Here is a 22,946-nt window from a genome sequence, read left to right on the forward strand (position 1 = left end):
AACCGCGCCTTTGCGGTCTACCACATTACAAGATGTGAGCCAGGAATGCCCAAAAATAATACCGACAACACCTTGGAAGAATGGGTTGAGCACTACATTAAAACGGAGGAGCCACGCTCCAAATCACTGATCATCTCCGTCTTTGGTGATGCCATATCGCCGTACTCAGAAGGGATCTGGCTGGGCGAGCTGATTCAACTGATGGAGGCCTTTGATATCAACGAGCGTCTGGTGCGCACCAACGCATTTAGGCTCTCCGACGAAGGCTGGCTCACCTCCCAAAAGCAGGGTCGACGCAGTTTTTATTCTCTCACACAATCCGGCACCCGCCGCTTTGAATCGGCCTACAAGCATATCTATCAGTCCTACAACATCGACTGGGATGGGCAGTGGACACTGGTTATCCTGCAAAAGAACTTCGAGGCCACTACAGAGCGCACTGAACTGCGCAAAGAGCTGGAGTGGAACGGCTTTAGTCTGCTATCAAACGGGGTATTCCTGCACCCACTGGCGAGCCTGGATACTGCAAGACAGATCGTTGAGCGCAACGGCTACCAGGACCTGGCGCTGATCTTCAGGGCCCGCTCGATTGAGGATTCCGATGATTTCAGTAACAAGCAAAAGATCCGCGACAGCTGGAATCTGGGAGAAGTCAAAGAGCGCTATTTAAAGTTTATCGCCGACTTTAAACCTGCCTCCAAACTGCTTAAAAAGAGTAAGCTAACACCACAACTGGCATTTCAGTTACAGACGCTAATGATCCACTCCTTCCGTCGCGCCAACCTCCACGACCCCCTGCTGCCAAACGAGCTGCTTCCCCACGACTGGCCCCACAACGAAGCCTTTGAGTTGTGCAAAAGCGTTTATCACGTAACCTGCGAGCAAGCCCACCGCTATGTCCGCGAAACCACCACCATCGATACCCGCTCAAATAGTGGCGACCGACTGAACATCGCAGTGAAAGACCGGTTTAAATAGCCATATCCTATGCGGCAATCATTGGCTGCGGGAGCTTAGGTGGCCAGCCAGAAACCGCTGTGTAGCAGTGATAACCGGCTGCGGCTTTGCTTTGTGGAGCATATGGCCACAACTTGGTATAATCGAAAGCTCCGCCGAGAGACCTGACTTCTCAGTGATTAACCTGGTCGAGGCCACCGCCCCATACTCATCATTATCGTCAAAAATGGCGAGTATCCCACCCTTCACAACCAACTACCTACTCAAACAGCCGGCAGGGTATATCTGTATGAGAACTTTTTCAGCAGCGACCAGTGAGCCATATTAAGGGAAGTAAGGACGATACGGACGCAAGTAGGCCACATGGCCGAAGGTATTTTTTTGAACGACCTATTTTCGCTCGGCGAAAAGCTACCCTGGCAAGCCAGCATCGTCCTTGCTGCTGTCAGTTATTTCCTATTCCACCAGTTAGCGTTGATCCCGCCTGTCACCGGCGTAGAGGCACTTGGCCAGAGCGCAACCTGGCAAGTTGCAAAATTCGTCAGCACAGCACTCCAGTACGCCGCTACCTTTGCACTGTGTTTTGGCGCTGTCACTTCCTTCGTCAAATCCCGCGGCAACGCCCGCCACCTCGACCTTATCAAGCTCAAGCGGGCTCAACATCAATCACTATCTTGAAGGCAATTCGAACAGCTCACTGCAGCTATATTTCGGGAACAAGGCTATGTAGTCAAAGAGCGAGGTGGGAGCACAGGAGATGGCGGCATAGAAACAGTTTAGAGAAAGGGTACCGAAAAATACTTCGTCCAGTGCAAACACTGGCGAGCGCAACGAGTCGGAGTTCCCGTTGCGCTCGAACTTTATGGCCTCATGTCGGCTGAGGGCGCCATCGGCGGGTTTATCGTCACTACCGGCACGTTTACCACCGATACTGAGCGTTTCGTCTCCGGTCGCAACATCACACTGCTTGACGGAAAGATGCTTAAGAAACACTTTGGCAAGTCACATTAGAAGGCTCCCGTTGCTGCCCCTACCTCCCTCGGCTGTCCTAGATGCAACCAAAGAATGGAAATGCGCATTGCCAAGAAGGGTGCGAATATCGGTGAGCAATTTTGGGGTGCGCTAGTTTTCCCAAATGCCGTGGCACTCGCAATGTGTAATTCAGCAAACCGTGAACATGGTAATCTAAAAAGAGCGATTAGGTCGCTCACAGTGCGTGTATTCGGATACGAGCGTGAAGCAGAGAAGTGGCTGAATAAACCCTTTAGTCAACTTGAGAGCAAGACGCCTCTATATACGATAAATTCAGATGGAAGCGCACAGCTCGTTAAGCGTCGTACTGTAGCCGTTCTTCAAAATAGTCGCGGACACTTCGCCAATCCGGGAAACTTTTACTACCAAATAAGACCAGCTCACCACCAAAGTGCTCCTGCCCCTTTCCTGACGGCATATCATCAACGAGGTAATCGCCACGATTCAGATGCTTGTGGGGCGTAATGATCAGGTTTTCTACTACCTCCATACCCAAATGCCTTTCTACCCAAAGACGCTTTTCTGAGTAGCTGTGAGAGTTCTGTATTGACGGCGCAGTCAGGATGAAAACCGCCGTCTCTGGGTGATTATGTAGCCATCGGTACGAGTCAATAGCGCCTGGAAGTGGATCCAAATCTACGTACAGGCCTGGCTCACTCTGCGGGAACGCTAGATCAGGGAATCTTGCCTTATGCCGAGCGAACCCCGTCTTGTAGTCGCAGAGCACATGATCCATATCAACGTATATTATGGTCTTATCAAAATGCACTCTTCCCCTCTAGATTCTCGTTACTAACCAACATTGGAAGTTTAGATCTTTTTGCTTTAGAGATAATTAGCGCAAGGTTCATTCGCTTTGGGATTTCTCAACAGCCCTCCCGCAAGAGGATTTTCAAAGCCTAGTCGACCAAGAAACGGCGCCGACATCAATGTAAATCCGAATATAGCAGCATATTCGGGTTGGAATGCCAAAATCCCAAACTGATTTGATCGCACATAAGCCAGCAGGACGTGATATCTCGCCCTTTTAACTATCAAAATGTGACCGAAGGTCACGTCTCCCGTTCGTTATTACCCTGCGCCCGATGGGGTACCCTCTTCTTAATCACTGATGTAGTGCAAACATGCGGCGAGTTTTGATCCATGGAGCTGTTCTTAGACCAGGGATTAGGGTGTCACTAAGATAATCACCGCACAATCCGTGCTAGGCACGCATTCTTGCCACACCACACCACCATGTCATAATGAAACGATCGATCCAGCACCAAGCAGTTTTAACTGAACAAACGCAGTTGCAGGCTTACACTGATGAGCTAACACCCGATAGTAGAACGGAGCAATAGCATGACAACGGAGTATAGGTTGGTTGTGAGCCTGCCCTCAGATGTACACCAATTGGTCCTTGCTGCAGCTGAGCTATCGGGTACAACAATTGATCAGTTTGTCTTGGATGCCGTTGTTTCAAAGGCGCACGCAGTGACACGGCACTCGACAAAGATCGAACTGACAATGGAGAGTGCAAACGAGATACTCAGCGCTTTAGATAGCGAACCCAGCCCTCCGGCCGCCTTGAAAGATGCAGCTCGACGATTTAAGGCTGCGGGACTCAGCGCCACTCTAGATTTAGATAGTGAAGACGATAAATAATGCCATAGACAGGCCTTCGTGAAGGTTCCACCCATTGAAGCGCCTCGGAATACGGCGCGATAACAGCATTCCCCTGCCAGCAATGCAGTATTGGATTATCCATTTTCCCACTAGGCAAGCTTACTGCTAGTTCCCTTATGTAGCAAAAAGCGTCAAAAAATCTTGACGTCCGCGCATCGCCCAGACACTATATATTTATACAGTAATCATGCAATAAGACGGACTCCATCTAGACGCCCTGGAAAGTAGCTATGGTCAGTGATCAAAAATCTAATAGCCATTCCTCACCGGTTAGCGACGAGGCCGTTTGCAACACTGCCACAGTAGCCGGTAATGACAGCTCTATTGCGGTTTTTACACTTGGTGAAATGCGAATGGCTGGCCTTGATGTGCCCGTCCCATTTACCAACGAGCCTGACGACCGCTTGTTGACGGTATCAATACCCATCGCGGAGCGATTGGCTGCTCGGATCCTGGATAGCTGGGCGGCGCCTCAAGATGAGGTAAAACAGCTTTTAGGGGCGCTTTCTCGAGACGAACTGCGCTATGTCCTGCTGATTGATCAGCTTACCCGCGTACTTTCCCTGCAGCCTGAATCGTATCTGTTTCAAGACAACACCTACCTGGACGGGCAGACGCCTTGGTCATTGATAGCCGACGGCAACGCCAAACGAGTACACGCCTATCTTGCTCACCAGGTGTTCTCTGGAGGCTGGTGATCATGCTCCTACATCGACATCATTTCTCATGAAACTCCTCGTACTTAGTGACCTACATCTTGAATTTGGTCCGCTTGAGGTCGATTCAGGCTATGCAGATGTCGTCGTGCTGGCTGGTGACATCCATTTAAAAACGCGGGGCGTTGAGTGGGCAAAGGAGACGTTTCCTAATCAACCGGTAGTCATGGTATTAGGAAATCATGAGTACTATGGCGAGAAGTACCCAAACCTACTTGAAAAGGCGAAAATCGCCGCACAAGACTCAAACGTTCGCGTACTTGAAAACGAATCCATAGAAATCAATGGGGTACGCTTCCTTGGCTGCACACTATGGACGGACCTTCGCCTACAAGGAGATCCTCGAATGGCTGGGTATTTCTGTCAGCAGGAAATGACCGATTTTAAAAAAATTCGTGTCGCTCCCCGCTATTCTAAACTTAGCCCTGTTTCCATGACTCGCATCCACGAAAAATCCCTCTCTTGGTTGCGGACGCAACTCCAAACTCCCTTTTCTGGGAAAACGGTAGTGGTCACTCATCACGCGCCGTCGGCTAGGTCGATCTCTGAGGCACACCGCGAAGAACTTACGTCAGCTGCTTACGCGAGTCATTTAGACGACGTCGTGGAAACTTCATCTGCGTCACTCTGGGTACACGGTCACCTCCACAACAGCAGTGATTACACACTGAGTAATACACGAGTAGTTTGCAATCCGCGTGGCTATTTACCCGATGAGCTCAATCCAAATTTTGAGACGAACTATGTTGTGGAGGTGTAAATCTGCAGTTGCCACTGAGGACTCTTCACAACATTACCTATGCAACGAGCGAGATGGAAATAAGGATTCACGCTTGCGAGCTATATCTTTAGCCTACTTACTTTTAAAGATGCGAAGCTAGTTTAATTGCAGGTTTTGTTAATTTGATCATCCTTGATGTTCAATCGCACTGAAAAGGCAAAAAGGCCTCCAGTTAGAACCACAAAAGAGATCAAAACCCCGAGCGTACCCGCACTGACATTGGGGATTATCGCCATTAGGGACAGGTTAGCTGACGCTAGAACTAGCGAAATGAAGAACAATACACATAGCATTAGCTTAAGTAATATATAAAGATACTCTGTTTTCGATCTCTGGGGCGTTTTACTTGTATAGGAATCCAAATAAATAGATCCTTGATCAGAGGAAGCAAGCACCTTTGGCAGCATGATTTTAGCTATCTTATTATCGACTGGGTCAGAAAATAGATTAATATTGCTCATTCTATTCTGCGAAAGGAATAAAACATTTCCCTCTTTCTTTACTTTTTTCACATAACCTCCCGCCCATCTGAACTCGAGGCTGGCGCCCCCTCTCTAGGCATCAGCTCATTCAAATAATTCTGATACGCTTCTGCCACGAGCTCGATTCTCTGCCTCTCTTCAATCTGTTGGCCGGTCGTTTTCAACAATTTTCTGATTAATTTCTCAGACTTCACAAGAATATCAGTATCAATCGAACCAACACGAGATTTCCGGGGAATGGTTCCCGGGCCTTCCATCACCCAGTATGGATCGACGTCATACGTCCGACAAATCGTGATCAGCAGGTCGGCCGGTATTTTGCGGTCCCCCTTCTCATAGTTCTGGAGGGCCCGTAGCGAGATACCCACAGAATCAGAAAACGATTTTTGCGTCTGCATAGACTGCCCACGAATCGCTGAGATTCGCGCGCCGACCTGAATTTGATCTGTCATTTGCCTTGACAACCACCCATTTGTGCGTATATATGTACATATGAGCAACACCTGGCAGGTAATGTAACCCGATGTGCACGGAATATTGTAGCAAAAAAACATAGGGCGGTTTATTTAGCGCGGGGCTGGTGAAATGAAAAAGGAATACTATGTCGATGGGGAGCAATCCCACTCATGTGTCGAGGTCTTCAGCAGTGAGGACGCCTTTGGCCAACCCATTTCGATCGCTTTTGCCCAGCTTTGGCCTCAAAGTTCTACGTTGAGAGAGTTCGATCACGAATGGCTGGAGTTCGACGAGAGAGACGTCGGTTGTCGAATAAGGAATAAAACCGCTAGGTCTATCGAAAATGCTTGCACCGACTTCGTGAAAACGTTCTATCCGGGTTGTGGTGTTGGCGTAAAATTGAAAAATCTAATCGCCAAAGACTGCACAAAGCAGAGAAATCAGCGCACTGTGTTGATGCTAACTGGCGACGATAATCACGATATCTCCGACAAATTATCTTTGGCGGTTTCCTTTGTAGGAGAGAGGCTGATACAAAAACAAGGGGATTTGTTTTTCTCGGACAGCGTCAGCGGATTAAGCGTAGCAGACATTACCTTTCTTATGGACCACGTCGATAAAATCAGAATGGCTCTTTCTGGTTCCAAAATCACGCACCCATTCGCACTAGAAACGTTTGGGCCCGACCCGAGGGTTAGCGCTTTCTCAGGTCGCTTTGACGAATTTGAGTTCGAGCTTCCGGCTGCCGAGGAAGTTAGCGGTACGGCCACGGTGGATGGCTTCCGAGGGCATCATAACTTGGTGTATCTATCAATAATGGATGTCGATACGGTCGTTGATGCCTCCAAGACATTCGTTATCCACGATACGAAAATGTTGAAATTGATTACCGAAGCGAAACACCATGACGCGCACCTGAAGTATGTCGCGGATAAAATTTTTGAAAAAACGCCTGATAAACCCACATTCATACTAAAATCTGTCGAAATAATGAGATAATATTGAATCGCAAATTACACCGATGACGAAGGTGGTGGTTGTTTAGTCGTTATTTTTTCTTGCTTGGTGCAAGCCAACGTGATCAGCAAACTTCCCGTTGCCAAAAATACTACTGCCAGCTGGTAGGCGTTCCGAACTACGCCGTCATTGTTAGGACGAAAAATCAGCGCACCGTAATCAAAAATTCGTCCATTCCTCTCATCAACCTCGCGATTGAATACATCCAGTTGAAGCGGCTTTCCTGATTCATGAAAACTCCGTATTGGGCGGACTTTGAATTTATAGTCTTGAAGCAATTGCGTTACGAGAGGATCATCGTTCGAAACAGTGACATCGAATTGACTCTCTGAAATACCAAGAATGTCAAAACTCGCCCTCACTATCTCACAATGTCTCCCGTGACTCATTTTTATCATTCTCGTCATGCCCAGCAGCAGAGGCAATTCGTCGAAAGACGGTAACTGGATATCTGGTGAAGGTATTTCCAACTCGGTATTGCCCGCCAGCTCGAGAATTCGATCCCACGCAGAATCGTTGATGTAATGCAGCATCGCGTTCGGTGACTCCTCACCTTTGAACCATGCGTTTTCTCCGCGCTTTTTAAATCGCATCACACGATTGGCCGCATCAAAATTGGCCTGAATATCGTTGGCAAATCCCGGTTCTAACGACAGTAACTTCGCGGCTTGCGGGTAAGATCGTCCCTGCGACACGAGTCGGAGGAGCTTGAGTGTCAGCAAAAGCGTCGGTTTGCTAAAGCAAATTTGCGGTGGATTAACCGGAGCCTCTTGCTGTACGTGTTCAAAATCGCAAGTGTTGACCATACCTTTAATAACGAGAGCCCGCCCTGTTTTGACCGGGGTCAGGGCGTCGGCCCATTCTGTGACAAGGTGATTATAATTTTTCAGGCCCGATGAAGGACCGCTGTGTCCCATCAAACGTGACAAGCCCATGGAAGAGCGGATGGATACATCTACATTTTGGCCCAGTACCAGCTGCCTCAATTGATCAGTATTAATATGCTTGCATATCATCCGTGACGTCGGTGTTTCGAATCCCAACAGAATTGGCGCCACCTGGTTGTGAAACGCATGGCGGCAATGGTGCGTTGTCAGCGACTGGCTGCCGGTAATGGCGCGCAGTATTGATGTCAGCGTCTCCTGGATTTCCTGACAAACCGCAGCCTGTATCACTCTGCCTGATCGGTTCTCGCAAAGCAGGGGCATGTTCTTCTCAAGGCCAGCTAGGCTGTCATAGTTAGCAAGAACACGGTCGACCAACGCTTTCTCGCGTTGTGTCAGCACGAATAGGAGAGGAACTGCTCGTCGACTACTTGATCGCTTCAGCTGCCGAATTTGGTTGTCTCTCACAAGAACCCAAGTATAACCCTGCCATTGGCACCAGTCTTGACGACGAAGGCCAATCGCTTCACCCCCGCGAAGTCCAAACCTGAATGTTAAAAGGAGCACAAAGCCAAGGTAGAGAGCGAGTTGCTCGTTTGATTTATAGGCATGGTCGATAAAGTCTAGGCACGCGAGGTATTCCTTTTCACTGAAGCAGCCGGGGCTCACACTGCGATGGTTATCATCGGTGTTTATTTCAGACCAGTCTGGCCTTTGAATGCCAAATCTCTCCGCCCATCTGTGAAACGATTTCAGCCTCTTACCAAAATAACCCACCTCCCTGTCTCGTTCTCGCCGCGACGTTGCCATGTCATGATACAAGTCCGTGATCGATTCCGAATCCATGGATAAAAGGTCGTGAGCATAGGCCAAACCCTGAAAAGCCAACCGAAGCGTACTGAAATAATTTTGGATTGTTCTTTTGGCGTACGGTCTGTGATGCTTTCCGCGCCCCTGCCCCTCTCGAATCACATGACTGATCCAATGAGCCATCATCTGAATCGTGGAGCTCACGCGCCCGAGATACGAATTACACAGCTCATCTATTGCCTTGGCACAGTGTTTAGCAGATCTTTTTTCGTATCTATTGAGGGTAGTGGTCACGGCGTCATAAAACGCTTTCGCGTTGTCCTGGAGCGTTGCCGTATCGGCCACATACCCCGTGCGCTGACTTAAACTGAATTCATGCGTTTGAGTTCCAGTTAGAACATCCTGCGGTAGTTTCACGCAGACGCCATGCCTCAGTCGAAGAAAGTCGGCCCAGTTAAGGCTCGTTGGTGGCATCCTTTCGCTTAATGCCGCAGCTACCATCCCTGGCAATTGGACGAGATTAGCCTGTTCAACGATTTTCGTCAGTCGCTTGATGAATGTTGATACGGAAAATGCTGCTATATCCTCTTCGGGCCAAAGTTCGAGTATGAGCGGACGCAGTTCTTTCGGTATTGGTAATGACGCGATATCAGGCAGTCTAGAGTTCGAGATACCAAACTGTAGCAGAGATGCGATTTTGTAGCCGATTTCGTGCCGCTGAACTGGCTCTAGGAAATCATCGGTTTGCCATTCTTCGCTGTACTCAAAAAAGTAAGATTTCCGGTGTTGAACCAGCCGGAAGTTCTTCCCTTGTACCACATCCAGTAAGAGGCGATGGTAGCTCAACCGCTTTTGTATGCAAATCAGTGTTGCGCCAAGGATGAGCGCCTGTGTTTTATTGACGAGCCCTTTATGAATGGTTTCATTCGTTCTCTCGGCCCAAGCCTTTGCCCGCTTGTACCGGTCAAGGTCTTCAGGCAAGCTTTGCTGTACAAGGTTTCGCTCCTCTTTTCGCTTGAGCATTCTTTTTCGGATAGACCGAGTATGTTTGCTGCCACGGGTCTTCAAGAATTGTTCAAGGGCACTGAATCTGATCCCTGCATCGGGGTGCGGTAACCCGTTCTCTCGTTTAAGTAGTCTGGTTGCAAGTGTTTCTATTTCTGATGGTTCGAAGTCTTCGAGTGATCTTTCGCCGATAAAAAGCGTGATCTCCTTCAGAGCAATTCTTCGAGCGCTCTTGTAGCGCTCTCGCCGTTTCCGGCGTCGCTCTCTGATTCCGAATAAAGTGGGTTCGTCGTATCCCGGAGCCGTCTTAGTAGGGCCCGCGTACCCCGGGAGAATCGCCGGAGCGCGGATGACCGAAAATTTTAGCGCGTCATAAACACCGTTGTAAGTATCGCGATACCGATCGGCATCATCAATCCAGCATCTCGGGGAGTAGTCCCCATAACTCGCGCCTCCGCGCTCTGAGTGCCCCATCCAGCCATCGAGGGTATCGATGGGAATGCCTGCACGACTGAGTTGCTGCGAGTATCTGTGTCGAAACAGATTCGGTGGAAGCGACCAGGTCACTAGTGGCAGACCGAGGGCGTCGGAGTCAGAGGATTGATGCCAGCAAAGCTGCTCGTCTAAAAAGAAAAATAGGGGAAGGGCACACTCTGAACCGCTCAGAACCAGATGAATATTCTCAGCGAGTTCGGGTTTATATGACGCTATGGTGACGGCCAGCATCGCGAGATAGTTTAGGTATGCCTGCACCAGCACAATTAATTTGTCGGGCAAGGGAACCATTCGACCATCGTGGCGTTCGTCATCCGACTTGTCGTTGATATAGATGCAGCGGAACCTGAGATTTAAGTGCGCTAAAGACTCAAAAGGGGATTTAAGATATCGGCTACCTGTGCCCGCGTACAACGCCAGCAAGCAATATTGTGTATATCGGTTATGGAAGCTCACCAAATCATTGGCTTGAGCCACCAAGGATGCGGCGTGTGAGATACCTTCAAGGAGTACCGACTCTAGCGGTGCGAGCATGCTACCGAGCAGTAGTGTCCATTCATCAACCCCCTCCATCACCACTGGCCGGTCCAAGCCCTTGGCAATCGTTGTCACGTCCCAATTGGCATAACCGCAAGCCGCAGGTAAGCCGCTTTGCGGGGAGGCGGTCACCATTCGAGCGAAATGCGAGTCTCCAGTAATCTGAAAAGCTCGCTGCGACGCGACCTGCCCCAACTTACCACTGGTGACACGCGGGAATCGTTCTCTGGCAATGGCATCGAACCACATTGTCATCTTGGTGGTAGGATTGATGGTACGCCAAAGCTGGCCTAGCGACGTCACACTTCCTATCTGAGCAGAGAGAGCGCTTTCCAGTACATGACTGACATCGGAGGAGAGTGCGATCCGAATAGTTCCGACAAACGGCCTTACTTGCGATCGCTGCTTTTCTGTTTCCGGTCGCCAGTAACTGCTTCGAGTCGGTGACAGCCGTTGCATATGGCGGCAATCTGGCGTGATACTCCAGTTGACCCCGAGTGAGTTATCGATAGTGATTCGCTCGGCGTGGAACAGTGACTCGCCAACAGTTGTTGCAATCTTGGTGATAGCCGCCCCCAGCGATAGCACAGGGTCACCAGAGCAGATCGCTCCTGCCATCCACGCATTGACCTGCTCGATCTCTGGGGGCAAGAGTTTGTCCCAACTCCAGGGTAGAAACTGAGATTCTTCAGCGGAGTACAAGAAAACCGATCGAGAAGTCAGTGCCTGCTCTTCTTCGGTATCAGAGATATCGACTTCGACAAGTACATCGTCAGGCGCGTCCTCGCCATTTTCAGGCAGTCCCTGGAGAGTCAGTACACCTGGCAGGTCTGAGTCAGTTAATGGAACAGACTCATTGGCCATTCCCTCAATAGCGGTGTAGGGCCCCGGAATATCGATATCTGCTGAGAGCGGGAGTGGGCTGTTGTTACCCTCGGCAATTAAAATCAGGCTGTTTAGGAATGCTTTCTCTGAATCCGAGGCTGCAGTCGAAAGTGCCTTTGCAGATTGTTTGACCGCGTAGGTGAACCACTGGAAGGTCTTGGGGTACCCCTTCGTTTCGTGGCGAGCTTGGGTTAGAAGGTTATCAACTAGCTCCCATTTTGGATCAATCTGGTCCAGGATGAGATGTCGAGACGCTTGACTTATGGATTTGTCTGCAATGTTCCCTTTTTCTGCAATACGAATCGCCGTCTGGATGATCAACCAGAGCCGCAAACGCTGCCGACTGGTCGTAATAGCATCCGAGGCGCCATCCGACCTCGGGTTCACGACCATGGCGAGCAGGAAAAATCGAGTTTTCAGTGGCGAAAACTCGGCTTTTGTTCCGGATGCAGGTTTACCCTTGTGGGAAATGGGAGAATCGGCTCTGTGGATGTACTCAGCCGACTTCAACGCCAAAGAGAATTTCCAAAGTCGGCTGACTATGGGCCGATCGGCCCAATCTGATAAGATTGACTGCGAAATCGGTTGTGCGAACTCATTAGCAAAGTTGTGGATCGTGCGCGGATCGTCGGGCCGCCCCATACAGAAATATGCAATTTCAAGCTCTGGGTGCATCCCCGCACTGGCTGCCCAGGCCGAAATGCCATCATAGGCCCTCGGTAGCCCGAAGGTCACAGGGTTTTCGTCTTGGCTGTGACACTTCTCCGTTTTGTCCATTGATCTTAAGTGACCTGTATTCCAATCGTTCTTATCCTTGATACCCCCTTATAAATGCTTATACAAGCTATTTTATGTATTTTTGGTACAATTAATATGTACTAATATCGCCATTCTCATAACCTCCTGCCCCCGCTACCAACAAGATGAAAGGCGAATCAAGCACTTAGCTGATTCGCCTTTTTTGTTTGGCTCTACCCCATAAACGGGGGATGGCACTCATCTCACCCTGTTAATTACACCGTCCCATCCGCAGTGGGCCAGCACTCGCAGTCTGTAATTCTCAAAGTTTCGGCTCTACCCCATAAACGGGGGATGGCACTCATCTCACCCTGTTAATTACACCGTCCCATCCGCAGTGGGCCAGCACTCGCAGTCTGTAATTCTCAAAGTTTCTAAAACCATACGCTCGCCGCGAGATCATTTCCATTTTGTTGTGGAAGCCTTCGGTGATGCCGTTGCTTTTGGTAAAGCGCCACATCGCCACTATCGGCTGTAACCAGGACCGCAAGGTGCGGGCTAGTGCGTGTAATGGGCTGGCCTCTAACTGCTCAACCAACGCGACGAAGGCCGGCAAACGGGCTTCGGCTTTCTTCCGCGTCAGGGTCTTGAGCAACACAAAGCGCACCAGCCGCTGCTTGGCAAGATACAGCGCCTGCAACACCGGGTAATCCGCCAAGTAACGCATCAGATTGGCATGCTGCTCATCACCCAGGCGCCACTTGTGACGACGCATCAGGCTGATCAGCCCTCGGTTCTTGCGCCCCTCCGGGTCGTGTTGCTGCCAGACCTTCAGGAAATGCTGATTGATCAATCTCACCACATGAAATCGATCGGCCACAATCGTGGCGTTGGGGAAGTAACGGCGGGCAATGCTACGGTAGGTCTCTGACAAATCCATCACCACCACCTGGACCTGCTCTCTACCTTGTAAACCCCGTAAATAGCGGCGCAGGCTGGGTTCCGAGCGCCCGAGCTTAACGTCAAAGACCTTGTGGTTCCTCAGGTCTGCAAAGGTCGTGGCATAGCCGCTCTTGCGGGTAAAGAAGTGCTCATCGATGCCCAGTACCCGGGGACAATAGCGACGATCTCCCTCGGACCGCTTCTGGCCAATATGGTGCTGATACCAGCGTTCAACCGTCGCTGGGCTGATGCGGTGCGTCAGGGACAACTTGCGCTGGGTGACACCCCCGTCGTGCGCCTCGAAGACCTCCAAGCGATACGCCTCGGAGGCCCGATAACGCGGTCGTATCCCAACAAATGAGTGGCGGAAATACCGTCGGCACCCCTGGCAGTGGTATTTGGGCACCCGCAGGTGCAAGGTCAGAATCTGGTTGCCCTGACGGGTATGCTTGATGGTCCGCTGGTAGGTCGCCTTGATCCGCAAGCCCGCCCCCTGGCAGTGCTTACAGGGCGGCCTGATACTCGGCTTGGCCCACACCTCAATACCCTGTATGCGCACGACCCGTTCAATCTCAAGGCCCGGTAGGCCTATAATCATTCCTGCGTGGGACATCGGTAGTCTCCATTAAACTGTTTCGTCGCAAATTCAGTTTAATGAATGCCGGTGTCCCCCGTTTATGATGAAGAGCCATCTCGACTTCCTCACATCTGACCTTCGGGCCATGGGCCAGTGAGCCGATCGCGAAAAGGCAGCACAAATTCTGGAAGGTCTCGCTTGGGACCTGGTGCTTCACCCTTGCGAAAGGTCACGCATCGAACAACAAATTCCGGAACGCAAAGAGGAAGAAAATCAGAAAACCCGTTCAATTTTTTAACCGAAAACGATGCTAAGCAAGTCTACTTTAAAAACTTAGGCAGCGTGTCTCAAACCTTCTGACGACCTACAGACCGCTATCTGCTGCTCTACGCATTGTCGACTGCCCACAAATTGAACATCTGCGAACTTTCATGGTTTATTCCGTAAACACCGCCTAGGTTGCAACGATCGCCGGCAATTCGTCGCGGAGGAAATTCGCGAAGCGGGACACCGTCGGCGGAACGCCCTGGCGAGAGGGCATCAGCAAGCTGATATCTGCGCTTCCAGCTGTCCACTCGGGCAGCACTCGCACCAGGCGCTTGGCTTGCAGTTCGTCCCGGCAAGTGTATAGCGGTAAACCCACGATACCGAGGCCCGCCGACGCAGCCTGCTTGAGCGTCACCATATCATCACTGCATAAAAGCGGCTGATAAGGTTTTGAAAAGGTTGAGTCATCAGACGCGCGCAGCACCCAATGCCCTGTATCCGAATTCCAGCCAAGCTTCAGGCCAGCGTGCCCGTCAAGTTCTTCCGGGGTCATCGGTGCGCCAGCCTTATCAATATACGACTGGGAGGCAAGTAGTCCCCAGGTAACCGTGGCTAATCGGCGGTGAATCATTGTGGAGTCAGGCAGGGGCGCGGAGTGCGCGCGAATTGCCATGTCGACGCCAGTTTCAATGAGATCTACGGACTGGTTAGTGACCTGCTGAATAATCTCCACTCTCGGATGAGCTTTCAGAAAGCGGGTGACCAGTGGACTCAGTGCAAATTGCGCCATGCCTACCGAACAGGTCAGTCGAACTTTGCCGGTCAGTATGTTGGAGCTTTCTTCAATGGCAATGCGCGCCGCCTCGATTTCATCAACTGCTTTGCGCGCGTGCTGATAGATCGCTTCACCCATCTCGGTCACTTTAAACTGGCGCGACGTGCGCTGGATGAGCCGGACACCTAGCTGATCCTCGAGCTGGCTGACATGACGGCTGAGCCGGGACTTGGGGATGTTCAGTGCTCTCCCCGCTGGCGCAAAGCCCTTTTTCTCGACCACATGAACGAAATAGAAATAGCCGTTCATATCCATCGCATACCCCTTTAGTGCCCAAACTATTGCCCGCCGTTTGCCGGTCAGCCACTGGCCTCTCGTTCCAATATTAGAACGATAAGTTCATATTTTGCCACTTTTTACCATCATCGTTCCAGGTAATACTTTATCTCAACGAGTTGAGAGACAAACCAGAAAGCCAATTAGGAGGCGAATATGAACCTACAAACCACGTCCCGCAACGAGCACAAGGACGTTCAGTTAAGTCAGAAAGTCACAGGAAAGCCCTTACGCATTGGCGAAGGCTTTGAGGCGATGAGCTTCAAGCATGATCAGTTTGACGGCCTGATGGATCCTCTGGTCATGATCGACCACTACACCATGAGCCGCCCGACCTTCGGTGCTCACCCGCATGCGGGCATGTCTGCCCTGTCCATTCTGTTCGAGGACAGCGAAGGGGTATTCAACAATCGCGATTCGCTCGGCAATAATATTGATCTGCTGCCCGGCGACGCTTACTGGCTGAAGGCCGGTAGCGGTGCCGTTCACGATGAGAAGCCCACCCAAGGATCGCGCACCCACGGCCTCCAGATATTCGTCAATTTACCGCAGCGCCATAAACACGATGCACCCACCTCTCGGCACGTACCTTCTACTGCAATACCTGTGATCGCCAGCGAGGGTCACCGGGTTCGAGTGGTGCTGGGTGACAGCAATGGCACACAGGGGCCGCAATCGCCGGCACTGCCGCTGACAGCACTGGACGCTTTCCTGGATGCTGGCGGCACATACACCCACGACGTTAACGCCGATCAGTCACTGCTGGTCTATTCAGTCCATGGCGAAGTCACTGTTCAGCTGGGCGAGCAAGAAATCCACTTGCCGGAAAAACAGGCCATTGCCATGCAGTCTGGCGCTAGAGCGCAAACCTTAAATCTCGCCAGCGCAAAAGGGGCTCACCTTGTTGTCCTCCAGGGTGCGCCGGTTCGAGAGCAGTTCATCCAGAAAGGACCGTTTGTAATGAGCACCACGGCTGACATCCAGCAGGTGACGGCCGCTTACGAGGCCGGCCAGCTGGGGGCCATTGCCGAATAGCCGTCAGTCAGGGCGGCTGCCAAAGTCACGCCAAGCACTACCGGTAAATGAAACTCCAAACCAGCAGAGGACATAGCCATGAAACGATACGCCTACAACCCGGAACCCTTAACAAAAGAAAATGCCGCACCGGAAGCCATGGATGTTTACAGCGCCCTCGGCATGGATTGGCAACCCTGGTCCAGCAAGTACAAAGCAGTGAAATCGCCTCCGCTCAGTGAGGCCCTAGAAAGCTGATGAACCGCGCAGCCCCTCACAGAGAGCCAATCCTCCCGCGAGGCCATTGGCTGTCTTCCGTCTGAGACCTTACAAACAAGCACGAGCGAAAACCTGGAGCTTGCCATGATCTGCGGAAAGTATTTCCACTATGTGTTTGTCGCCTTGATGTCGATGGGTATGACCCTGATTCTGTCCTTGTTCGCCACGGCCAACAACGAAGGCCAGTCGGGCAATTTCGTATGGCTATGGCTATTAGCGGCGGCGCTGAACTTTGCGATTGCCTTTCCCACGGCCCTCGCGGTGGCGCCTGTTGCTCGGTGGGCCGCCGGAAAGCTGACGACTACCACCGGGCGGTGTTCGGACCGTTAAGCATGGCCAAGGCGATTATTGATTACTTTTATTCTTCACCCTAAATTCAAGCCGACAGGATATAAAAATCCAATTAGAAAAGAATCAGCAACGCTGATTCATTACGTATGACGCCATTGCTAGAGAAAGGCTGCAGCGATAGCCTGTGCCCTCAACCCTACGGAATGTCACCATGAGCAACAATAACAAAATCCCCCGACTGAAAGGCAAAGACTACAGCGAAGAGGCGGCCCGTCAACGCCGGGAGTTTCTCGAGTCCCAAACGGGTGCCAGTCTGTCCCACACCGCGCACTACTCCCTGCCACCTGAGTCGGTGAGCGGCAATACCGAAAACTTTATTGGCGTTGTGCAGATGCCGCTTGGCGTGGCAGGCCCCTACCAGATTAACGGCGATCACGCCCAAGGAGAATTCTATATCCCGCTGGCGACAACCGAAGGCACACTGGTGGCCTCTTATTCGCGGGGCATGCGGGTTGTTAGCGAGTCCGGCGGCGTCTCTGTTAGCGTTGTCGAAGAATTTATGCAGCGCGCACCGCTGTTTGAATTCGCTACCGCCCGTGAAGCCATCGCTTTTTCCCAGTGGCTGGACGCACGCTACGACGATATCAAAAAGGAGGCCGAGAAAAGCAGCTCCGTCGCCAAGCTACAACATATCCAGAAGTGGGTGGTCGCTAACAAACTTTTCACGCGCTTTAACTACACGACCGGGGACGCCGCTGGCCAGAATATGACCGGTAAAGCGACCCATATGGCCTGCCAGTGGATTCTGAAAACTTACGACGGCGCGTTTACCAATTTCTCGCTGTCCGGGGGAATAGAGACCGACAAAAAACATTCCCATATGAACCTGCTTCACCCACGGGGCAAACGGGTGGTGGCGGAAGCCGTTATCAAGCGCGACATCCTGCTCGATACCATGCGCGCCGACCCCGTAAATATGGTTAAGCTCCGTCAGCGCACTATTCTCGGCAGCCTGCTGGCGGGCTCGGCCTACAACGGACCCCACTCTGCCAACGGTATCGCGTCGTTATTTATCGCCACCGGCCAGGATGAAGCGAACGTTGTGGAATCCCACACTGGGCTGGCTTTTATGGAGCTCACTGATGACGGCGATTTGTACTACTCAGTCACCCTGCCCTCGGTGATTTGCGCCTCCTACGGGGGCGGCACCGGTCTCGCCACACAACGGGAGTGCCTGGAAATGTTGGGCTGTTACGGAAAGGGCAAGGCCAAGAAGCTGGCAGAAATCATTGCAGCTACAGTATTGGCCGGAGACCTGTCTCTCGCGGCTGCTATCGTCTCGGATGAATGGGTATCAAGCCACGATCAGTATGGCCGCAACCGGCCTTAGTTGATTACATCGAATGACGACGCTCTGGGGCTCGCTGCGTGTTATCGCAGACCAGCCTCCAAGTAGCGGGCCGCCCCTTGCAAGCCTAACTCTGGCTTGCGAACAACCATGAGGGGAATCTTGGCCAAGTAACTAGCGAATCGTCCTTTGGCTTCGAAGCGCCGCCGAATATCGCTTTGCACGATAAAGTCGATAATGCGCGGGGCGATGCCGCCGGCAATATAAACGCCCCCTTTTGCTCCCAGCGTCAGCGCCAGGTTTCCGGCTACCGAGCCGAGGATTTCACAGAATACCTGTAACGCTTGGGAAGCCAAGGGATCGGCACCCAGCAGTGCGGAAGAGGTAACGTCTTCGGGAGAGCCACATACGGCCTCGGTTTTATTGATCGCAGCTAAAGCCTGATAGATATTGAGAATGCCCCCGCCAGATAACAAGCGCTCAACCGATACGTGGCCAAAGTGCGGCAGCAGTTGCTGGAGTATTTGTATCTCCAGATCAGTGACCGGCGCAAAATCAACATGCCCGCCCTCACCTTCGATGACCTTAGTATGTCCGCCGGCATTCACCACCGAACACACTCCCAACCCGGTACCCGGCCCCAGCACAGCAATGGGCTTGTCGTGATCTGCAGTACCGCCACCTAATGTGAGGTAGTCCGAGTGACCAAGCCCGGCAATTGCCTGCCCAACGGCGACGAAATCATTGATCAGCGCCACGTCGATATGCCCCAAAGCGGCCGACAAGCGTGGCCGGCTTACAGACCAAGGGCTGTTGGTAAAAGACAGCGTATCGCCCTCAATAGCACATGCTACGGCAAAACAGGCATTTTCTGGCCACGGTCTCCACGAGCCATCATCATGGACATCTGCCAAGAAATGCTCAAGGGCATGATCGAACTCAGGAAAAGAGTCCACAGAATACGAGGCCACCAGTCCAAAATCGCCAGTGGCACAATCCTGCACGGCAAATCGGGCATTGGTCCCGCCAATATCGGCAAGGATGTTCCAGGACTTCTTTGAATGCTTAGCCATCATTCAGCGATTTCACTGTATTGTTCCATCCAATGGACATACATGCCGACCAGCAGAGACTTAAGGTTGAACACGATCTTTCACCAATCGAAAACCGACGTGACTACTGCCGGTATCGACATCACCCCGGCCTCGCGCACCTGGGCGGAACCTGGCGCAAAAATCGTCGGTGCACATGAAAGAACCGCCCTTTTGCACTTTCATCTGTTTTCCCGCTACGGGTTTTGATGGCCCACGGGGGTTTTCCACGATGCTATTTTTGACCAAGGTCGCGTAGTAGCGAGGCGAATACCAATCGCTGACCCATTCCCAGACATTGCCACTCATATCATAGAGACCGAAAGCATTGGCGGGGAATGACCCAACTGGCGCGGTGTAAATATAGCGATCCCGAGCGGAATTATTGAAAGGAAAATCCCCCTGGAAGGTATTCGCCATATAGTTGCCTTCGGGGTTCATCTCACCACCCCAGACAAACTCGGCCTGGCTAAGACCACCCCTTGCAGCAAATTCCCATTCCGCCTCTGTGGGCAAACGCTTACCGGCCCAGGCGGCATAGGCCATCGCGTCTTCCCACGCCACATGCACCACCGGATGATTCTCCCGCCCTGCGATAGTAGTGCCGGGGCCCGCCGGGTGCTTCCAGCTAGCACCGGGCACAAAGCTCCAGCCCTTGGCTAGTGGCCCATCGGTTAGCGGGTATGACGGTGAATGGAATACCACAGACCCCGGAACCAATAAGGATTCATCAACACCGGGAAATTCGACCGGATCTAATGGCCGCTCAGCGACGGTGACATAGCCCGTCTCCTCGACAAACTGTGCAAAGGCGGCGTTTGTGACCTCTGTGGCATCGATATAAAAGTCATCGACTTTCACCCGGTGCAACGGTGCTGCCTCTGGCATCATTGGGTGTTCGATGCCCATCACGAACTCACCACCCTTGATGTACACCATACCGTCAGGCGCGACTCCCGCCGAGTCCTCACACGCCATCAGCGCAAAAAAAACGATCACCGCAAGTGCTGAATTGCCAAAGGAAATGTTATTCGTCGAGAACCACATATTTGTGAGTGAGTAGTTTGAGGGCATGCCCCGAGCGCCGATTTCGTACCAGTCCCTGAAAACTCAAGCCACGATCAGTACTGAATGCAGTAGACATTAACAGCAATGCCCCGACTTTACAGCTACCTGCCGTCCGCCACCACCGGTTATCGTTTGTAGGGCTACTGAGGCAATCAAAGCATAATTTGCCGCTTATCAAGCGACACTGCACAGAATTATCACTTTTGCTCACGATAGCTTTATCTATAAAAAAAGCCCCGCCGGCAAAACCGACGGGGCTTTAGTCTGATCGCTCAAGCCATTACTTACTTGGCAGCGCGTTTCTCTTTCTCTTTGGCAATCACTTCCTCGGCAACATTGGCTGGGCAAGGCGCGTAGTGAGAGAACTCCATAGAGAACTGGCCACGACCTGAGGTCATCGTACGCAGGGTGCTGATATAACCAAACATTTCGGACAGTGGTACATCCGCTTTGATGCGTACGCCTGTTGCGTTGGGCTCTTGACCAGAGATCATACCGCGACGGCGGTTCAGGTCACCGATCACGTCACCGACGTTGTCTTCAGGGCTGAACACGTCCACTTTCATCACCGGCTCCAACAACTGAGCGCCAGCTTTAGGCATGGACTGACGGAAAGCGCCTTTGGCGGCGATCTCGAAGGCGACCGCCGAGGAGTCAACCGCGTGGTAGGCACCGTCATGCAGGTTGATAGCAACATCCAGAACCGGGAAGCCAGCCAGTGGGCCCTGCTCCATCATCGACTTGAAGCCCTTCTCAATAGCGGGGAAGAACTCCTTCGGTACGTTACCGCCGACAACCGTCGTGGTGAAGGTGAAGCCAGAGTTGGGCTCACCCGGCTCGATGGTGTAGTCGATTTTACCGAACTGACCAGAACCACCGGACTGCTTCTTGTGGGTGTAGCTGTCTTCGATTTTCTGAGTGATGGTCTCGCGGTACGCAACCTGAGGCTGACCGACTTCCAGCTCAACACCATAGGTACGCTTAAGGATGTCGACTTTGATATCCAGGTGAAGCTCACCCATACCTTTGAGGATGGTCTCACCGGAGTCTTCGTCGGTCTCAACGCGGAAAGACGGATCTTCGGCAACCATCTTGCCGATCGCGATACCCATTTTCTCGGTGGAGCCCTTGTCCTTGGGCGTCACGGAGATAGAGATAACCGGATCCGGGAACACCATGGCTTCCAGCGTACAGGGGTGATCCTGAGAACACAGAGTGTGACCGGTCTGTACGTTCTTCATACCGACGATAGCGATAATGTCACCCGCCGTCGCGTGGCTCAGTTCGTTGCGCTCATCGGCCTGCATTTCACACATACGACCAATACGCTCGGTCTTGCCGGTGAAGGAGTTAAGGATGGTGTCACCCTTGTTGATTTGGCCTGAGTAAATCCGCACGAAAGTCAGGGCACCAAAGCGGTCGTCCATGATTTTGAACGCCAACGCGCGCAGTGGTTCGTCAGGAGAGACAATCGCGAATTCACCAGTCGGGTTACCTTCCTCGTCGGTCAGCGGCTGAGGATTCACCTCAGTGGGAGACGGCAGGTAGTCGACAACCGCGTCCAGCAACAGCTGCATACCTTTATTCTTGAAGGCAGAACCACAGTAGGTGGGGAAGAAAGCCAGCTCCAGGGTACCCTTGCGGATACAGCGCTTGATGTCGTCGATGGAGGGCTCTTCACCTTCCATGTAGGCCATCATCAGGTCATCGTCCATTTCCACCGCGCTTTCAATCAATTGCTCGCGGTAAGTTTCGACCTGGTCCACCATATCGGCGGGAATGTCGGTAACTTCGTAATTTTCGGGCTGTCCGGTTTCATCCCATACGTAAGCTTTTTTGCTCAGCAGGTCGACCACGCCAGAGAATTCGTCTTCCCGGCCAATAGGCAGAGTCATGATCAGCGGGTTGGCACCCAGGACTTTTTTGACCTGCTCGGTCACGCGCAGGAAGTCAGCGCCAACACGGTCCAGCTTGTTAACGAAGATCAAGCGGGAGACTTTGGAGTCGTTGGCGTAGCGCCAGTTAGTCTCTGATTGGGGCTCAACGCCACCGGAACCACAGAATACACCGATACCGCCATCCAGGACTTTCAGTGAGCGGTAAACCTCTACTGTGAAGTCAACGTGCCCTGGGGTGTCGATGATGTTGAGACGATGGCCGTTCCACTCACAGGTAACAGCAGCTGACTGAATGGTAATACCACGCTCAGCTTCCTGCTCCATGAAGTCAGTGGTAGATTCACCCTCGTGAACCTCACCGAGCTTGTGAATTTTACCAGTGAGCTTGAGGACACGCTCAGTGGTAGTGGTTTTTCCGGCATCAACGTGGGCGAAAATACCGATGTTGCGGTACAAGGATAAGTCAGTCACGGCGTTCTCTAAAATTAGGTGGGTTAAAATCGTGCGATACGATACTGGAAGTGGGAAAAAATTTCTCTCTTATTTTGCGTAATTATGCTAAAAGCGGCCTTTTTTTTGCCAAATTTCACAAAAAAC

General features: G+C 51.8%; 19 protein-coding genes and 1 pseudogene. 11 read left to right on the top strand and 9 right to left on the bottom strand.

Annotated elements, in window-relative coordinates; all coding sequences use genetic code 11:
• Positions 1-45 precede the first annotated feature (45 nt).
• The 3 genes and pseudogenes from paaX to I6N98_RS13935 all read left to right on the top strand — a co-directional run.
• The gene (paaX, locus tag I6N98_RS13920; RefSeq protein WP_198568954.1) at positions 46-978 is read left to right on the top strand and encodes a phenylacetic acid degradation operon negative regulatory protein PaaX; all 933 of its coding nucleotides are present in this window, start codon (positions 46-48) and stop codon (positions 976-978) included.
• 342 nt (positions 979-1,320) lie between these two features.
• The gene (locus tag I6N98_RS13925) at positions 1,321-1,635 is read left to right on the top strand and encodes a hypothetical protein (RefSeq protein WP_198568955.1); all 315 of its coding nucleotides are present in this window, start codon (positions 1,321-1,323) and stop codon (positions 1,633-1,635) included.
• A 12-nt stretch (positions 1,636-1,647) separates the two neighbouring features.
• Positions 1,648-1,968: pseudogene (locus I6N98_RS13935) on the top strand (restriction endonuclease); the annotation flags it as partial.
• Between the two features lie 316 nt (positions 1,969-2,284).
• Here I6N98_RS13935 and I6N98_RS13940 read toward each other — a convergent pair.
• Positions 2,285-2,725 carry a 5' nucleotidase, NT5C type gene (locus I6N98_RS13940; RefSeq protein ID WP_232787720.1) on the bottom strand — a complete coding sequence of 147 codons (441 nt, stop codon included), beginning with the start codon at positions 2,723-2,725 and terminating at the stop codon, positions 2,285-2,287.
• 608 nt (positions 2,726-3,333) lie between these two features.
• Here I6N98_RS13940 and I6N98_RS13945 point away from each other — a divergent pair.
• The 3 genes from I6N98_RS13945 to I6N98_RS13955 all read left to right on the top strand — a co-directional run bounded on the left by I6N98_RS13945 (position 3,334) and on the right by I6N98_RS13955 (position 5,133).
• Entirely contained in the window at positions 3,334-3,636 is a 303-nt protein-coding gene (locus tag I6N98_RS13945) for a type II toxin-antitoxin system TacA family antitoxin (protein WP_198568957.1), read from the top strand.
• A gap of 251 nt (positions 3,637-3,887) precedes the next feature.
• Entirely contained in the window at positions 3,888-4,355 is a 468-nt protein-coding gene (locus tag I6N98_RS13950; protein WP_198568958.1) for a hypothetical protein, read from the top strand.
• 28 nt (positions 4,356-4,383) lie between these two features.
• A complete protein-coding gene (locus I6N98_RS13955) occupies positions 4,384-5,133 on the top strand; it encodes a metallophosphoesterase (protein ID WP_198568959.1) in 750 nt (249 codons plus the stop codon).
• 122 nt (positions 5,134-5,255) lie between these two features.
• Here the strand turns inward: I6N98_RS13955 and I6N98_RS13960 are convergent, their stop codons facing one another.
• Positions 5,256-5,666 (bottom strand): hypothetical protein, encoded by a 411-nt coding sequence (locus I6N98_RS13960; RefSeq protein ID WP_198568960.1) that lies wholly within the window; start codon positions 5,664-5,666, stop codon positions 5,256-5,258.
• Complete coding sequence (locus I6N98_RS13965) at positions 5,663-6,088, bottom strand: helix-turn-helix domain-containing protein (RefSeq protein WP_198568961.1); 426 nt, start codon at positions 6,086-6,088, stop codon at positions 5,663-5,665. The genes I6N98_RS13960 and I6N98_RS13965 overlap by 4 nt, the downstream gene beginning before the upstream one ends.
• Positions 6,089-6,221: 133 nt before the next feature.
• Between I6N98_RS13965 and I6N98_RS13970 the strand changes: the two genes are divergently transcribed.
• Positions 6,222-7,091, top strand: coding sequence for a hypothetical protein (locus I6N98_RS13970; RefSeq protein WP_198568962.1), 870 nt, complete (start codon positions 6,222-6,224; stop codon positions 7,089-7,091).
• Between the two features lie 14 nt (positions 7,092-7,105).
• Here I6N98_RS13970 and I6N98_RS13975 read toward each other — a convergent pair whose 3' ends face one another.
• The 3 genes from I6N98_RS13975 to I6N98_RS13985 form a co-directional block, all read right to left on the bottom strand.
• Positions 7,106-12,502, bottom strand: coding sequence for a site-specific integrase (locus I6N98_RS13975; RefSeq protein ID WP_198568963.1), 5,397 nt, complete (start codon positions 12,500-12,502; stop codon positions 7,106-7,108).
• 322 nt (positions 12,503-12,824) lie between these two features.
• Complete coding sequence (locus I6N98_RS13980; protein WP_198568964.1) at positions 12,825-14,018, bottom strand: ISL3 family transposase; 1,194 nt, start codon at positions 14,016-14,018, stop codon at positions 12,825-12,827.
• A gap of 418 nt (positions 14,019-14,436) precedes the next feature.
• Entirely contained in the window at positions 14,437-15,339 is a 903-nt protein-coding gene (locus I6N98_RS13985; protein WP_198568965.1) for a LysR substrate-binding domain-containing protein, read from the bottom strand.
• A 177-nt stretch (positions 15,340-15,516) separates the two neighbouring features.
• Here I6N98_RS13985 and I6N98_RS13990 point away from each other — a divergent pair, with 177 nt between their 5' ends.
• From I6N98_RS13990 to I6N98_RS14005, 4 genes are all read left to right on the top strand, one after another.
• Positions 15,517-16,395 (top strand): pirin family protein, encoded by an 879-nt coding sequence (locus I6N98_RS13990; protein WP_198568966.1) that lies wholly within the window; start codon positions 15,517-15,519, stop codon positions 16,393-16,395.
• A 78-nt stretch (positions 16,396-16,473) separates the two neighbouring features.
• On the top strand, positions 16,474-16,632 hold the full coding sequence (locus I6N98_RS13995) for a hypothetical protein (RefSeq protein WP_198568967.1): 159 nt from the start codon (positions 16,474-16,476) through the stop codon (positions 16,630-16,632).
• A 105-nt stretch (positions 16,633-16,737) separates the two neighbouring features.
• A complete protein-coding gene (locus I6N98_RS14000) occupies positions 16,738-16,983 on the top strand; it encodes a DUF2798 domain-containing protein (RefSeq protein WP_198568968.1) in 246 nt (81 codons plus the stop codon).
• Between the two features lie 172 nt (positions 16,984-17,155).
• Positions 17,156-18,334 carry a hydroxymethylglutaryl-CoA reductase gene (locus I6N98_RS14005; protein WP_198568969.1) on the top strand — a complete coding sequence of 393 codons (1,179 nt, stop codon included), beginning with the start codon at positions 17,156-17,158 and terminating at the stop codon, positions 18,332-18,334.
• 41 nt (positions 18,335-18,375) lie between these two features.
• Here the strand turns inward: I6N98_RS14005 and glk are convergent, their stop codons facing one another.
• The 3 genes from glk to fusA form a co-directional block, all read right to left on the bottom strand.
• On the bottom strand, positions 18,376-19,368 hold the full coding sequence (gene glk, locus I6N98_RS14010; RefSeq protein ID WP_198568970.1) for a glucokinase: 993 nt from the start codon (positions 19,366-19,368) through the stop codon (positions 18,376-18,378).
• Between the two features lie 57 nt (positions 19,369-19,425).
• Positions 19,426-20,382 (bottom strand): formylglycine-generating enzyme family protein, encoded by a 957-nt coding sequence (locus I6N98_RS14015; protein ID WP_198568971.1) that lies wholly within the window; start codon positions 20,380-20,382, stop codon positions 19,426-19,428.
• A 353-nt stretch (positions 20,383-20,735) separates the two neighbouring features.
• Entirely contained in the window at positions 20,736-22,820 is a 2,085-nt protein-coding gene (gene fusA / locus I6N98_RS14020) for an elongation factor G (RefSeq protein WP_198568972.1), read from the bottom strand.
• Between the last annotated feature and the right edge of the window lie 126 nt (positions 22,821-22,946).

It is taken from the genome of Spongiibacter nanhainus (genome assembly GCF_016132545.1).
Lineage (GTDB): Bacteria > Pseudomonadota > Gammaproteobacteria > Pseudomonadales > Spongiibacteraceae > Spongiibacter > Spongiibacter nanhainus.

Bases quoted from the DNA above. Each gene is read 5' to 3' on its own strand.
- paaX (WP_198568954.1), top strand. From the start codon at position 46: ATGCCCAAAAATAATACCGACAACACCTTGGAAGAATGGGTTGAGCAC.
- I6N98_RS13925 (WP_198568955.1), top strand. From the start codon at position 1,321: ATGGCCGAAGGTATTTTTTTGAACGACCTATTTTCGCTCGGCGAAAAG.
- I6N98_RS13940 (WP_232787720.1), bottom strand. From the start codon at position 2,725: ATGGATCATGTGCTCTGCGACTACAAGACGGGGTTCGCTCGGCATAAG.
- I6N98_RS13945 (WP_198568957.1), top strand. From the start codon at position 3,334: ATGACAACGGAGTATAGGTTGGTTGTGAGCCTGCCCTCAGATGTACAC.
- I6N98_RS13950 (WP_198568958.1), top strand. From the start codon at position 3,888: ATGGTCAGTGATCAAAAATCTAATAGCCATTCCTCACCGGTTAGCGAC.
- I6N98_RS13955 (WP_198568959.1), top strand. From the start codon at position 4,384: ATGAAACTCCTCGTACTTAGTGACCTACATCTTGAATTTGGTCCGCTT.
- I6N98_RS13965 (WP_198568961.1), bottom strand. From the start codon at position 6,088: ATGACAGATCAAATTCAGGTCGGCGCGCGAATCTCAGCGATTCGTGGG.
- I6N98_RS13970 (WP_198568962.1), top strand. From the start codon at position 6,222: ATGAAAAAGGAATACTATGTCGATGGGGAGCAATCCCACTCATGTGTC.
- I6N98_RS13975 (WP_198568963.1), bottom strand. From the start codon at position 12,502: ATGGACAAAACGGAGAAGTGTCACAGCCAAGACGAAAACCCTGTGACC.
- I6N98_RS13980 (WP_198568964.1), bottom strand. From the start codon at position 14,018: ATGTCCCACGCAGGAATGATTATAGGCCTACCGGGCCTTGAGATTGAA.
- I6N98_RS13985 (WP_198568965.1), bottom strand. From the start codon at position 15,339: ATGGATATGAACGGCTATTTCTATTTCGTTCATGTGGTCGAGAAAAAG.
- I6N98_RS13990 (WP_198568966.1), top strand. From the start codon at position 15,517: ATGAACCTACAAACCACGTCCCGCAACGAGCACAAGGACGTTCAGTTA.
- I6N98_RS13995 (WP_198568967.1), top strand. From the start codon at position 16,474: ATGAAACGATACGCCTACAACCCGGAACCCTTAACAAAAGAAAATGCC.
- I6N98_RS14000 (WP_198568968.1), top strand. From the start codon at position 16,738: ATGATCTGCGGAAAGTATTTCCACTATGTGTTTGTCGCCTTGATGTCG.
- I6N98_RS14005 (WP_198568969.1), top strand. From the start codon at position 17,156: ATGAGCAACAATAACAAAATCCCCCGACTGAAAGGCAAAGACTACAGC.
- glk (WP_198568970.1), bottom strand. From the start codon at position 19,368: ATGATGGCTAAGCATTCAAAGAAGTCCTGGAACATCCTTGCCGATATT.